General features: G+C 61.4%; 13 protein-coding genes and 1 pseudogene. 10 read left to right on the forward strand and 4 right to left on the reverse strand.

Going from position 1 to position 12,872, the window contains the following annotated elements; all coding sequences use genetic code 11:
- The first annotated feature begins 32 nt into the window (after window positions 1–32).
- Complete coding sequence (miaA, locus tag WH91_RS22185) at window positions 33–842, forward strand: tRNA (adenosine(37)-N6)-dimethylallyltransferase MiaA (protein WP_244542388.1); 810 nt, start codon at window positions 33–35, stop codon at window positions 840–842.
- Here the strand turns inward: miaA and WH91_RS22190 are convergent.
- Window positions 839–2,251, reverse strand: a complete 1,413-nt coding sequence (locus tag WH91_RS22190; protein ID WP_046173186.1) for an MATE family efflux transporter — start codon at window positions 2,249–2,251, stop codon at window positions 839–841. The two genes, miaA and WH91_RS22190, sit on opposite strands and share 4 nt — an antisense overlap.
- A 65-nt stretch (window positions 2,252–2,316) precedes the next feature.
- On the opposite strand from WH91_RS22190, the gene WH91_RS22195 reads away from it, so the two are divergent.
- The 4 genes from WH91_RS22195 (at window position 2,317) to WH91_RS22210 (ending at window position 4,077) form a co-directional block, all read left to right on the forward strand.
- Complete coding sequence (locus WH91_RS22195; protein WP_046173187.1) at window positions 2,317–2,682, forward strand: DUF423 domain-containing protein; 366 nt, start codon at window positions 2,317–2,319, stop codon at window positions 2,680–2,682.
- Window positions 2,683–2,771: 89 nt separating this feature from the next.
- Window positions 2,772–3,044: a YMGG-like glycine zipper-containing protein gene (locus WH91_RS23960; protein ID WP_074797533.1), complete on the forward strand. Its 273-nt coding sequence runs from the start codon at window positions 2,772–2,774 to the stop codon at window positions 3,042–3,044.
- Window positions 3,045–3,275: 231 nt separating this feature from the next.
- Window positions 3,276–3,491, forward strand: a complete 216-nt coding sequence (locus WH91_RS22205) for a cold-shock protein (protein WP_046173189.1) — start codon at window positions 3,276–3,278, stop codon at window positions 3,489–3,491.
- Window positions 3,492–3,627: 136 nt separating this feature from the next.
- Window positions 3,628–4,077 (forward strand): NUDIX hydrolase, encoded by a 450-nt coding sequence (locus WH91_RS22210; RefSeq protein ID WP_046173190.1) that lies wholly within the window; start codon window positions 3,628–3,630, stop codon window positions 4,075–4,077.
- A gap of 4 nt (window positions 4,078–4,081) precedes the next feature.
- Here the strand turns inward: WH91_RS22210 and WH91_RS22215 are convergent, their stop codons facing one another.
- Complete coding sequence (locus WH91_RS22215; protein ID WP_046173191.1) at window positions 4,082–5,512, reverse strand: inorganic phosphate transporter; 1,431 nt, start codon at window positions 5,510–5,512, stop codon at window positions 4,082–4,084.
- A 90-nt stretch (window positions 5,513–5,602) separates the two neighbouring features.
- Complete coding sequence (locus WH91_RS22220) at window positions 5,603–6,049, reverse strand: SRPBCC family protein (RefSeq protein WP_046173192.1); 447 nt, start codon at window positions 6,047–6,049, stop codon at window positions 5,603–5,605.
- 319 nt (window positions 6,050–6,368) lie between these two features.
- On the opposite strand from WH91_RS22220, the gene WH91_RS22225 reads away from it, so the two are divergent.
- From WH91_RS22225 to WH91_RS22245, 5 genes are all read left to right on the forward strand, one after another.
- Window positions 6,369–8,138, forward strand: a complete 1,770-nt coding sequence (locus WH91_RS22225) for an acetolactate synthase 3 large subunit (RefSeq protein ID WP_046173193.1) — start codon at window positions 6,369–6,371, stop codon at window positions 8,136–8,138.
- A gap of 21 nt (window positions 8,139–8,159) precedes the next feature.
- Window positions 8,160–8,714 (forward strand): acetolactate synthase small subunit, encoded by a 555-nt coding sequence (gene ilvN, locus WH91_RS22230; protein WP_046173194.1) that lies wholly within the window; start codon window positions 8,160–8,162, stop codon window positions 8,712–8,714.
- A gap of 92 nt (window positions 8,715–8,806) precedes the next feature.
- Window positions 8,807–9,550 carry a pyridoxine 5'-phosphate synthase gene (locus tag WH91_RS22235; RefSeq protein ID WP_046173195.1) on the forward strand — a complete coding sequence of 248 codons (744 nt, stop codon included), beginning with the start codon at window positions 8,807–8,809 and terminating at the stop codon, window positions 9,548–9,550.
- Between the two features lie 237 nt (window positions 9,551–9,787).
- Window positions 9,788–10,402: an NADPH-dependent FMN reductase gene (locus WH91_RS22240; RefSeq protein ID WP_143078155.1), complete on the forward strand. Its 615-nt coding sequence runs from the start codon at window positions 9,788–9,790 to the stop codon at window positions 10,400–10,402.
- Between the two features lie 190 nt (window positions 10,403–10,592).
- Window positions 10,593–12,518, forward strand: coding sequence for a potassium transporter Kup (locus WH91_RS22245; protein WP_046173197.1), 1,926 nt, complete (start codon window positions 10,593–10,595; stop codon window positions 12,516–12,518).
- A gap of 133 nt (window positions 12,519–12,651) precedes the next feature.
- On the opposite strand, the pseudogene WH91_RS23965 reads toward WH91_RS22245, so the two are convergent.
- Window positions 12,652–12,872 (reverse strand): annotated as a pseudogene (locus WH91_RS23965) (IS110 family transposase); the annotation flags it as partial.

Below are 12,872 nucleotides of genomic sequence, written 5' to 3' on the forward strand. Positions count from 1 at the left end.
CTGCCAGCGGCAAGTCGGCGCTGGCGCTTGCCATGGCGCAGGAGCAGAACGGCATTGTGGTCAACACCGACGCGATGCAGATTTATGATACGCTGCAGGTGGTTACGGCACGACCTAGCGGCGCTGAAATGGCGCAGGTGGAGCATCGACTATACGGCACGGTGCCGGCCTCCATGCGGTTTTCGACGGGGCAGTGGCTGACTGCGGTGGCTGAGGTAATCCAGCAAGCCGATCCGGTACGCCCGCTGATTTTCGTTGGCGGAACAGGGCTTTACTTCGATGCGCTGCTAAATGGATTCGCCGACGTCCCCAAAATATCCGCTGAGCTCACGCTTCAAGTTCAAGAAGAGATTCAAGGGCTTGATGGCGAGCAGCGGCTCGATCTACTGCGCTCCGAAGATCCAGTCGCTGCCGGGCGGCTCAAGGTGGCCGACCCGCAGCGCCTGATCCGTGCCTTGGCGGTCAAACGCGCTACAGGCCGCATGCTGTCCAGCTTCCAGGACGAAATGTCTGCAAGCCTGCTGGCTGATTTTTCTACTATTGATCGCATGGTTCTGGACCCGGATCGAGATGTGCTGCGCATGCGAATCGCCCTGCGGTTCGAGGCGATGTTTTCAAATGGGGCCGTGGACGAGGTGACGGCACTGCGGGTGCTCGAACTCGACCCGGCAGTGTCCGTGATGAAGGCGATCGGCGTGCGCGAAATCGGTGACTGGCTCGACGGAGTGATTAGCCGCGACGAGGCGATCAAGCTGGCGACCATCGCTACCCAGCAATATGCCAAGCGACAGCGGACGTGGTTTCGCAACCGGTTCAGCGATTGGACCCGGCGCGCGGTCTAGCGGGCGCGCATCAGCCCGAGACGTTCGCGTAGGGCGAAGCGGGTGACAAGGACGACCGCGACAAAGGCCAGGCCAGCGGCGAGGCCGATCCAGATGCCGACGCCGCGCCAGCCGACGACGAAGCCGAGGATGTAGGCGATGGGCAGGCCCACGGCCCAGTAGCCGAAGATCGCCAAGACCATTGGTATCTTGGTGTCGCTCAATCCGCGCAGGGCATGGGCGGCGGTGACCTGGGCGCCGTCGACGAGCTGGAACACGCCGGCCACGACGAGGAAGGTCGCAGCCAGTGCGAGGGCGTTTGCATTTTCAGGGACGTGCGGGTCGAGGAACAGGGTGACGATACTCGGGCCCATGGTGAGGAACAGGGTGCAGGTCAGCGCCATGAAGCCGGTGCCGAGGACAAAAGCGGTCCAACCGGCCTTGCGAACGCCCTCCGGGTCGCTGCGGCCATAGGCCGTGCCAACGCGAACGGTGGCGGCGATGCCGAGGCCCAGCGGCACCATGAAGGCCATGGAGGCGCATTGCAGGGCGATGGCGTGGGCTGCCACCTCGTCAGTGCCTAGACGGCCCATCAGCAAGGCAGCGGCGGTGAACAGACCGACTTCGGCCAGTACGGTCAGCCCGATTGGCGTGCCGATGCGGAAGATTTCGCGGAATCGGAACCAGTCGGGCTTCCAGAACCGCGCCAGAACGTGGAAGCGCTTGAGCCGGCGATGGCGCAGCACGTAACCCACCATCATCAGGAACATGGCAATGTTGGTCACCAGCGTCGCGATGGCGGCGCCGCGTAACTCAAGCCGCGGAATGCCGAAGTGCCCAAAGATCAGCACATAGGCGATCGCCGCGTTGAGCAGCACGCCGAGCACGGTGATGATCAGGATGGCGCGGGTGGCGTCGAAGGCCGAGAGCAGCGAGCGGAAGGCAATAATACCGAGGGCCGGAAACAGCGACCAAGCGGCGATCTGGATGAAGGTCTCCGCCATGAGTGTCGCTGCCGGGTCCTGGCCCAGCAAGCCGAAGATCGGGCGGATCTGCAGCACGATGGGAACTAGAACCATGGCCAGCGCGATGGCCGCCCAGCATCCCTGCCGGACGATCCGGCGGACGGCCTTGATGTCCCGCGACCCGCGTGCCTGCGCGACCAGTGGCGCGACGGCGCCGACAAGGCCTACGCCGCCGACGAGAAATGGCATCAGGAAAGTGACGGCCAGGGTGCCGGCCGCAAGATAGCTCGAACCGAGCCAGCCGAGCAGAATGACATCGGTGGTATGCAGCGCATTCTGCGCAAGTTGCGCGATGACAAGCGGCCAAGCCAAGGTAAAAGTGGCGCGCAACTCGGCAATCCAGCTAGCCCTGCTAGAAATAGTTTCGGCGGCAACGCTGGGTGCAGCCGTGATCTGGTCGCTCATTTGATTGTCCTACTCGCGGCGATTGATCTAGAGGAAAGCTCTCCAATGCGGAAGAGGGCACACCGATGGCTGGCGATAGGGACACGATGCGGCTGGTGCTGGCAGCAGCCGGGCTGATCGGCGCTGCAGGCGTTGCCAGCGCTGCGGCCGCCTCGCATGCCGGGGAGTCGCGTAACCTGGCTGCCATTGCCGCCATATGCCTCTCGCACGGACCGGCTTTGCTGGCGCTTGGCCTCTTTGGTCAGGGCCGGTTGCTGGGTTTGGCGAGCGTGCTTATTGCTGCGGGCACGATGATCTTTGCCGGCGATCTCGGCATGCGGGAATGGGTTGGCCATGGCCTGTTCCCCGGTGCGGCGCCCATAGGAGGCGTCGGCATGATCGGCGGTTGGCTGGTCATCGTCGTGGCCGGGGCACTGTGGCGTCGGGCCTGACAATTTTAGTTAATTTTGTTTTGGTGTTAGCTGGAACCAATCACAGCGCCGTGCATTTCCGCCTCGATAGTTTTCCTGGAGGGTTTCCAATGCATAAGATCCTGATAATCGCCGCAACCTGCCTGTCAATGGCCGCCTGCACCACCACGCAGCAGGGTGCCGCTATCGGCGCTGTTGGCGGTGGCGTAATTGGCGCTGCTGCAGGCGGTAGCGTGCTCAGCACCGCCGTTGGTGCTGGTGTCGGCGCTGTTGTTGGCGCTGCTGCCGGTGACGTTGTCGGTCGCTCGAGCAGCGGGAACAATGTTTGCGTTTACCAGCGCCCAGATGGCAGCCGCTATCGCGACACTTGCCCACGCGGCTAACGAGAGTTGCAGCATCGCCCCATGCTGCATGCGCCCCAAGGCGCAACAGGCACTCGGCCCGGAGAAATCCGGGCCGAGTGCCTCTTTGAATAATGAACTGACTTGAATTTATGAAATCGAACGGCCATATTTCGACCCTGCGTTTATAATTTGCGCTGACTGGGCTCTAGACTAACAGGCCCAATTTCAACCCTACCCGCTTCGGCGGTGTCCACTGCGAGGACTACTTCTATGGCTGCCATCAACGGTACCGTAAAATTCTTCAACACGACCAAGGGCTTCGGCTTTATCTCGCCCGATAACGGCGGCAAGGATGCCTTCGTCCATATCTCCGCCGTTCAGCGTTCAGGCCTGCAGGGCCTGTATGAGAACGACAAGGTAACCTACGAGATCGAGACCGGCCGTGATGGCAAGGAATCGGCGACCAACCTGACGCTGCTGAGCTAAGCTCAAAAGATCTGTTTTCGAAGGGCCCCACGGGGCCCTTTTTTGTTGGCGTCGCACAGGGGGGATGCGCCGGGGTCGACTCGACAGTCGGGCTGGCGCAAACGTGTCTCCGGAACAAACAGATCGAGGGCGGTCCATGCTGCTTGAATTCCTGCGCCATTGGAGCCCGAGGGTCGACCACATCCCTGGCACCAGGCAGTCGGGCGCTCTGCCCTATAGCGTCATCGAGAATCGCGTGGTGTTCCTGCTGGTGACTTCACGGCGCACCGGACGCTGGATTTTTCCCAAGGGTTCGATCAGCACCGGCATGACGGCCTGGGACAGCGCCGCCAAAGAAGCGCTGGAAGAAGCCGGCGTCACTGGCCAGATCGCTAAGGAGCCCGCCGGCAGCTATCAAAATTCGGACAAGGGCATGGTGGTCGATGTCGACCTGTATCCACTCCGCGTCGATGCGCAGCATGAGACGTGGGACGAGATGGACCAGCGGCTTCGACACTGGGCCCTGCTAGCAGAAACGCGCCGCCTGCTGGATGATCGTTCGCTGGTGCGGATTGCCGAGAGCTTTCACAAGCAACTAGCGACTTAGCACGTCACCCAGTGAAGGCAAGCAGGACGCGGTAGACCGTGGCTGCGAGAATGGCGGACGCGGGCAGGGTAACTACCCAGGCCGCTGCTATCTGGGCAACCTTGAGGCGCCTCACCAGATAACGTCGTTCATTACGGCGCTCGCGTGCCAAGGCCTGTTCGGGCCGGTCGTTGAGCGTGGACGCATCCACCAGGCTTGCCCTCACCGGCACGGCGGCGCCGTTCATGTTGCGGATGGCGAGGAATTCGCGCACGAAGCCGACGCCAAACACTGCGCCGACCGCGACATGGGTTGACGAGACGGGCAAGCCCAAAACCGATGCGGTCAGCACTGTAACCGCCGCTGACAGGGCGACGCAGAAGGCGCGGATTTCATTGAGCTTGGTGATCTGCTCGCCGACGGTGTGGATGACGCGGGGGCCGAACAGCGCGATGCCTACCGCAATGCCGGCCGCGCCGATTGCCAGTTCCCAGGGCACCACATGAAATGCATCGTTGGCCGCGAGATGCGCGGCGCGCACGATGGCGACCAGCGGCCCCAGCGCATTGGCAACATCGTTGGCGCCGTGGGCAAAGGACAACAATGCGGCGGCCACGATCAGCGGCGGCCGGAACAGCGTGGCCACCTGCTTCTTGCGGTTGTTCAGCCCGAGCGAGCGCATCCGCACCCAAGGCATTGAAATCAGGTAGCCGATAGCGGCGGCGGCGAGGCCCACCAGCAGCGTTGGCACCAGACCGGGCTGCCACCATTGGGTCAGTGCCTTGGTCGCCAGATACATGGCAAAAATGCCGGACATGGCGGCGACGAGAATGGGCACCCAGATACGGGCTGCGGCGAGCTTGTTGGCCCGGCGGGTGATGGTGCGGCGAATTGCGGAGTGAAGGCCCGCTGCAAACACCGCGCCGAGCACAGGCGACAGCATCCAGCTCACTGCTATCATGCCGACCGTGGGCCAACTTACCGCGCCCATACCCGCGGCAGCTACGGCAGCGCCGACAATGCCGCCGATTATGGCGTGGGTGGTCGAAACCGGAGCGCCGACAAAGGTGGATGCGTTGACCCAGAGCGCTGCGGCAAGCAAGGCCGAGATCATGACCTGGATCATCGTCAGCGAGGAAAAGCCGGCATTGAGCGAAATGATGTCGTTGGCGACCGTATCGACCACATCGCCACCGGCCAGCAGCGCGCCCGCAGCGTCGAAACTTGCCGCAATGGCCAGCGCCATACCCATGGTTAGCGCCTTGGCGCCGACCGCAGGCCCCACATTGTTGGCGACATCATTGGCGCCGATATTTAGCGCCATGTAGCCCGCCGCAACGGCGCCAATAATGACCAGCCACTGCATCGGCCCGGCGGGCAGGACCATGCCGGCGGTGATCGCCGCCAGCGCCAGGAAAATCATTGCAATGCCAAGAGGCAGGATAGTCCGTGGCATTGGTGGCTTGGCGGTCCTGAAGGTTTGAAGACGCTTCTATGGACTATGGTTTGATGGCTTTGTCGATTCAAATGCGGGACTAGTTGTTGCCTAGTTTTTGGCCAGTTCGCGCCCCAGGGCATCCAGCAGGTCGGAGGTGCCGCGCTTGCGCTGTTCCATGTTGTCGAGGCCGTCGAGGAAGCAGCCGTGTTCGGTGACGGTCATGCGGGTGCCGCTGCCTTCGGCAAACAGCTCGATGGCGGCGACGGACACCGAAATGCGCTTGCCGCCCATGGTCATGTAATAGGTGTAGATGATGCGATTGTTCTCGACGATGTCCTGGTAGAGGACGTCGAAGCCAAACTCGCCGTCACCTTCACCGCCCATGACCAGCTCGCGTCCGCCCTCGCGGAAATCGAACTCGGCCGGGGCGGTGCCGTCGCCAAACCAGGTTGCCTTGACCGCCGGGTCGGACCAAGCGCGGAATACGCGTGCAGGACTGGCGGGATAGGTGCGTTCCAGCACGAAGGTGCCATGGGCGATGGATCGGTCGGTCATTGGTGGTCTCCTTATTGACTGTTAAGCGCTACGTTAAGTGATCGTATCTGAGCGGTCAATAGTTAGGCGGAACATTTAGTGTTTGGCCGGGGCCTTGACACATTCGGCGCAATGACCCTATCAGTACGTCCGTAATTTCAAGGAGAGGTCCCGTGCGGGCACTCATTCTCGTAGTAGGCAGGCGCATCAGCAACGTGGGATAAGTTCCCGCGCGATAGCTGGTGCGCCGAAAACAGGTCCCGAACGGGGCCTTTTTTATTGCCCGGTTTTTGCCGCTACGAGACTGGGCTCCCAACTAGACTTTTGGAAGGAAGAGACGATGGCCGAAAAAATGACCGGCGCCGAGATGGTGATACAGGCCCTGATCGATCAGGGGGTGGAGCATGTTTTCGGCTATCCGGGCGGCGCGGCCCTACCGATCTATGATGCGATGTTCCAGCAGGACACGGTGCAGCATATCCTCGTGCGGCATGAGCAGGGCGCGACGCACATGGCCGAGGGCTATGCGCGCTCGACCGGCAAGCCCGGCGTGGTTCTGGTCACCTCCGGCCCCGGCGCCACCAATGCGGTCACTGGCCTCACCGATGCGCTGATGGACTCGATCCCGCTGGTCTGCATCACGGCGCAGGTGCCGACGACGCTGATCGGTTCGGACGCGTTCCAGGAATGCGACACCGTCGGCATCACCCGGAGCTGCACCAAGTATAATTATCTGGTGAAGCGGATCGAAGACCTGCCGCGCATCATGCATGAGGCGTTCCTCATCGCCACGACCGGCCGGCCCGGTCCGGTGGTGGTCGATATTCCCAAGGACGTGCAGTTCGCATTGGGCGACTATTACAAGCCCGATTTCGACACGCTGCGTCACCAGAGCTATCGTCCGCAGATGGACGGCGATGCGGCTGCCATCGAGGCGGCGGTCGACCTGATGCTGAAGGCCGAGCGGCCGATTTTTTATACCGGCGGCGGCGTAATCAACGCTGGCCCGGCAGCGTCCGAGCACCTGCGCGAACTGGCCGAGCTCACAGGCTTCCCGGTGACCTCGACGCTGATGGGGCTTGGCGCTTTCCCGGCGTCCAATTCGCAGTGGATGGGCATGCTGGGGATGCATGGTACCTACGAGGCAAACCTGGCCATGCATGACTGCGATGTCATGATCAATATCGGCGCACGCTTCGATGATCGCATCACCGGCCGCATCGATGCCTTTTCGCCCAACAGCGCCAAGATCCACGTCGATATCGATCCGTCTTCGATTAACAAGGTGGTCAATGTCGATATCCCGATCATCGGTGATTGCGCGCGCGTGCTGTCCGAGATGGTCCGCGTCTGGCGCAGCAAGACCAACCAGTCGCGCAGCGAAGCGTTGGCGCCGTGGTGGAAGCAGATCGAAACGTGGCGGGCGGTGAACTCGCTCGGCTACAAGAATTCCGAGACGATCATCAAGCCGCAATATGCCATCGAGCGGCTGTATCAGGCGACCAAAAAGCAGGCCAAGGAGGTGTATATCACCACCGAAGTCGGCCAGCACCAGATGTGGGCGGCGCAGCATTTCCACTTCGACCAGCCCAACCGCTGGATGACCTCGGGTGGCCTTGGCACCATGGGCTATGGCCTGCCGGCTGCGGTCGGCGTGCAGGTGGCGCATCCCGAGGCGCTGGTGATCGATATCGCCGGCGAGGCCTCGGTGCAGATGACGATGCAGGAAATGTCGACAGCGGTGCAATACCGACTGCCGGTCAAGATCTTCATCCTCAACAATGAGCGCATGGGCATGGTCCGGCAGTGGCAGGACCTGCTGCATGGCTCGCGCTACGCCCATTCCTATTCGGAGTCGCTGCCCGATTTCGTCAAGCTGGCCGAGGCTTATGGCGGCAAGGGCATCCGCTGCAGCAATCCGGCCGAGCTCGATGCGACGATTGCCGAAATGCTCGATTACGACGGCCCGGTGCTGTTCGACTGCATGGTCGAGAAGGACGAAAACTGCCTGCCGATGATCCCGTCGGGCAAGCCGCACAACGAGATCATCCTGCCCGATACCGCCAATATCGGGGACATCATCGACGAGAAGGGACGGCAGCTCGTTTAGGGCGCTGCAGAGGACATAATCATGAACGCACATCTGCAGCCGACCGGATCGGCTTACTTTCTGACCAAGGAAACCCAGGATATCGAGCGGCATACGCTGTCGGTGCTGGTCGATAACGAGCCGGGTATACTGGCCCGAGTCGTCGGCCTGTTTTCGGCGCGCGGCTACAATATCGAAAGCCTCACCGTCAGCGAGACGGAACACGGGCGGCGACTTAGTCGCATCACCGTCGTCGTCATCGCCACTCCCAAGACGCTGACCCAGATCAAGCTGCAGCTCGAGCGGCTGATCCCGGTACACAAGGTGCATGATCTTACCGCCGAAGGCGCCTCGCTGGAGCGCGAACTGGCGCTGATCAAGGTGGCCGGTTCGGGCGACAGCCGGGCCGAGACGCTGCGCCTGGCCGATGCGTTCCGGGCCCAGATCGTGGATGCGACAGTGGAAAGCTTCGTCTTTGAGGTCACAGGCAAGCCGGCCAAGATCGATAGCTTCATCGCCCTAATGCAGCCGCTTGGCCTCGTCGAAGTGGTCCGCACCGGCCTCGCCGCCATCTCGCGCGGCCCGCAGGGCATGTGATCACCTGGGGTGATCGCTGCCATCACAACGTAGGATTGGGCGGTTCGCCCAGTCTGCTATAGAGCAGGGACATCGCTTTTCGAGTCCCTGCCATGACACTGCTTTCCGTCAATCTCAATGCCGTCGCCCAGCTTCGCAACCGGCGCGACCTGCCGTGGCCGAGCGTGGTCGGCATTGCCCGCGTAGTGCTCGATGCAGGGGCCAGCGGCGTTACGGTGCATCCGCGGCCCGATGAGCGGCATATCCGGCGAGGCGACGTATTTGATCTGGCAGCATTGCTGCGCGAGGAATATCGGGAGACCGAGTTCAATATCGAAGGCTATCCCAGCGAGGACTTTTTCGCATTGGTTGACCAGGTCAAGCCGGCTCAGGTGACGCTGGTGCCCGACGATCCGGCGCAGGCGACTTCGGACCATGGCTGGGACTTTCGCGGCAAGGGCAATTTCCTGACTTCGGTGGTGCAGCGCCTCAAGGCGCCCAACCGACGGATATCGCTGTTCTGCGATCCCGATGCCGGTGTCGAGGGGGTGGCCGCTGCCAAGGCGACAGGTGCCGACCGGATCGAGCTTTACACTGGCCCCTATGGCGGCTGCTATGACGACCCGGATCGTGCGGTGCGCGAACTTGCGGCCCTGGCGCATACTGCGCAGGCGGCCCACGCGGCAGGCATGGGCGTCAATGCCGGGCATGATCTGACGCTCGCGAATCTAGCTGCTTTCCAGTCGGCGGTGCCGCATGTCGCCGAAGTTTCCATCGGCCATGGCATTACGGCGGACGCCCTCCTAATGGGCTTCGCCGAAGCAGTGCAGCAATACCGGGATGTGCTCGGTAGCTAGGCCGCGCCGCATTGTATTGCACTCGTCGAACAGTCAGTCTCGGCGGGTAATACACTCGCTGCCAATTGGTCAATTTGCCTGCCATTTCCCGAAAAAACCCAAACGATACCAATACTTACTAAAGTGTGCCTTAGGGTGATTGCTGTACCCGCACCACAACAAGGTGCCTCCTTGCGACTATTCGGCTTAGGCACATATATCGCCTCAGTTACGATTTGTTACCAAGGAGGGCATGTGATGTCCAAACTCAAGATTGCTATCGTTATTGGCTCGACCCGTCCGACCCGCTTTGGCGACCTGCCTGCAAAGTGGATTCTCGACAAGGCCAATGAACGCGCCGAGATCGACGCCGAAATCGTCGACGTACGCGACTTCGACCTGCCGCTGTTTGACGAAATAGCTTCCAATGCCTGGATGCCTTCGGCCAACCAGAACGCGGTCAAGTGGCAGAACAAGATCAGTGAATTCGACGGCTACATCTTCATCACCGCCGAGTACAACCGCTCGGTGACTGGCGCTCTCAAGAATGCCCTCGACCAAGCCTATATCAACTGGAACAAGAAGGTATTCAGCGCCGTGGGTTACGGCACTGTAGGTGGCGCGCGTGCCGTCGAGCACCTGCGCAACATTGGCGTCGAACTGCAGATGGTCCCGACCCGTTCGGCCGTCCACATCGGTGGTGCTGATTTCGCTGCCGTTCACCCTGGCTTTGGCGGCACCAAGGGGATTTCCGAGATCGAAGGCTCGATCGGCAATTCGGCCAAGGACATGCTGGACCAGATTATCTGGTGGGGCAACGCAACCAAGGCTGCTCGCGCAAACGACGTTGTGACCGCCCAGGCTGCCGAATAACAGTTCGAAGACCTCCAAATCTTCGTTTACCGGCTGGGCCGCTCCAAAAGGGGCGGCCCAGCTGTTTTGCGTTAGTCACCTGGCCACAGGGGGTTGGGGCCGCTTTGAACCATTGTGAGGGGATTGTGTTGTATGCGACGATAGGCCGGTGTATAGCGGCGCCGCCTTCGACCGAGAGAGCAACAGGTTCATGACGCAGACGAATACGCCCGGCAGCAAGTCTGCCGGTGTCGATGCGGGCGGCCACTCCAAAGCCCGCAAAGATCTTCCCGTGCTTATTCTCGGCGCACTAGGCGTGGTTTATGGCGATATCGGCACCAGCCCGATTTACGCCTTCCGCGAGGCCATGCATATCCGGCCCGGCGCTGCCTCCAGCGTCACCGAAATCCTGGGGCTGCTGTCGCTGATCGTATGGGCGCTGACCCTGACGGTTTCGCTCAAATACGTATTCTTCGTGACCCGCGCCGACAACAATGGCGAAGGCGGCACGCTGTCGCTGGTCGCGTTGGCGCGCAAGACTTTCACCAATCCGCCGGTGTGGATCACCGTGCTGGGTGTGCTGGGGGCAGCGCTGTTTTATGGCGACGCCATCATTACGCCGGCCGTGTCGGTGCTGTCCGCCGTGGAAGGCATCGAACTGGTTGCACCCAGCCTGACGCGATGGGTGGTGCCGATCACGCTGGTCATCATCGTCGGCATCTTTCTCGTACAGCGGCTTGGCACGGCCAAGGTATCGATCGTTTTCGGCCCGGTGACAGCGCTGTGGTTTCTGGTACTCGGGTTTTCCGGCCTGGTCCACGTTATCGGCAATCCAGCGGTGTTGTGGGCGTTCAACCCGCTGCTGGGGCTGCAGTTTCTGACCACGCACTTCGGCATCGCCTTCGTGGTGATCGGCGCCATTTTCCTGGCGGTCACCGGTGCGGAGGCGCTGTATGTCGATCTTGGACACTTTGGTCGCAGGCCGATCGTTCTTGCCTGGTTCGGGCTGGTGTTTCCGTGCCTGCTGCTCAACTACTTCGGCCAAGGCGCTTTCGTGCTTCAGGTGGGTGTTGAGAACGTCGAAAGTCCATTCTTTGAAATGCAGCCTGAGTGGGCGCTGCTGCCTTTCGTTGGCCTGGCCACACTCGCTACGATCATCGCCAGTCAGGCGGTCATTTCCGGCACCTATAGCCTGACCCAGCAGGCCATCGCCCTCAATATTTTGCCGCGCATGGTGGTGACGCATACCTCGGAAACCCAGAGCGGGCAGATTTACATGCCGCAGATCAACACCATGCTGATGATCGGCGTGCTGGTTTTGGTGCTGATGTTCCGCAGTTCCAGCGCGCTTTCGGCCGCTTATGGCATTGCCGTGTCCGGCGTCATGATCGTGACGCTGTCGCTGTTGCTGGTCGTGATGTGGCGCAACTGGAAATGGCATCCGGCCGCGGTCATCGCATTTGGCGTGGTGTTTGCCATCATCGATGGCGGCTTCTTTGCGGCCAATGCTGCCAAATTGTTCCAAGGCGGCTGGGTGCCAGCCGTGGTTGCGGTGGTCGTGGCCGTGATCATGTGGAGCTGGATGGCAGGCCGCAAGCGACTGGCGGAAAAGACCCGTCGCGACGAGGTGCCGTTGCAGTTCCTGGTAGACAATCTGGCCAAGAAAAAGCCAACGCTGGTGCCCGGCACTGCCGTGTTCCTGACCAGCGATATCGAGGGCGCGCCGACGGCGCTGCTTCATAGTCTGAAGCACTATAAGGTGTTGCATGAGCAGAACGTCATCCTGACGGTCCGCACCTCGCCATCGCCGCGCGTGCCGGACGATGAGAAGGTCACTATAGACGCCTACAACGAGCTGTTCAGCCGCGTCGTCGTCACCTTCGGCTATATGGAAAGCCCGAATATTCCGAAGGCACTGGTGCTGGCGCGCAAGCTGGGCTGGAAGTTCGACATCATGTCGACCTCGTTCTTCCTGTCGCGCCGCTCGCTGAAGGCAGGACCGAAGCCGGGAAATCCGCTACGCTTCTGGCAGGACCGGCTATTCACGCGCCTCGCCAAGAACGCCAGCGACGCTACGGAATATTTCCATATCCCGACCGGTCGTGTGGTGGAAATTGGTACTCAGGTGGTACTTTAGGTTCCTTCGTACAGCAGCCATTTCATCCCGGCTACACGACCCCACCCTCATTCCCTCCACACAGGTGGGAGGGAGGCGATGAACACCGGCCTATGCGCTGGCGCCTCCCTCCCCTGAGCAACCGTGTTTGATGTCAATCGCTTTTGCCCTTCCATGGTGCATCGTTGGCGATGACGGCGTTGGCTGTGGTGATGAGTTTGCGCATGGCGGCGACGATGGCGAGCTTGCCGGGTTTTCCCTGGTCGCGCAGGCGCTGGTAGAAGTCTCGGATCGGGGGATTGGCGCGGATGGCGGAGAGGCTCGCCATGTAGAGGGCGCAGCGTACCGAGAGACGGCCACCGGCAATATGGGCCT

The sequence above is a fragment of the Devosia psychrophila genome (genome assembly GCF_000971275.1).
GTDB lineage: Bacteria > Pseudomonadota > Alphaproteobacteria > Rhizobiales > Devosiaceae > Devosia > Devosia psychrophila.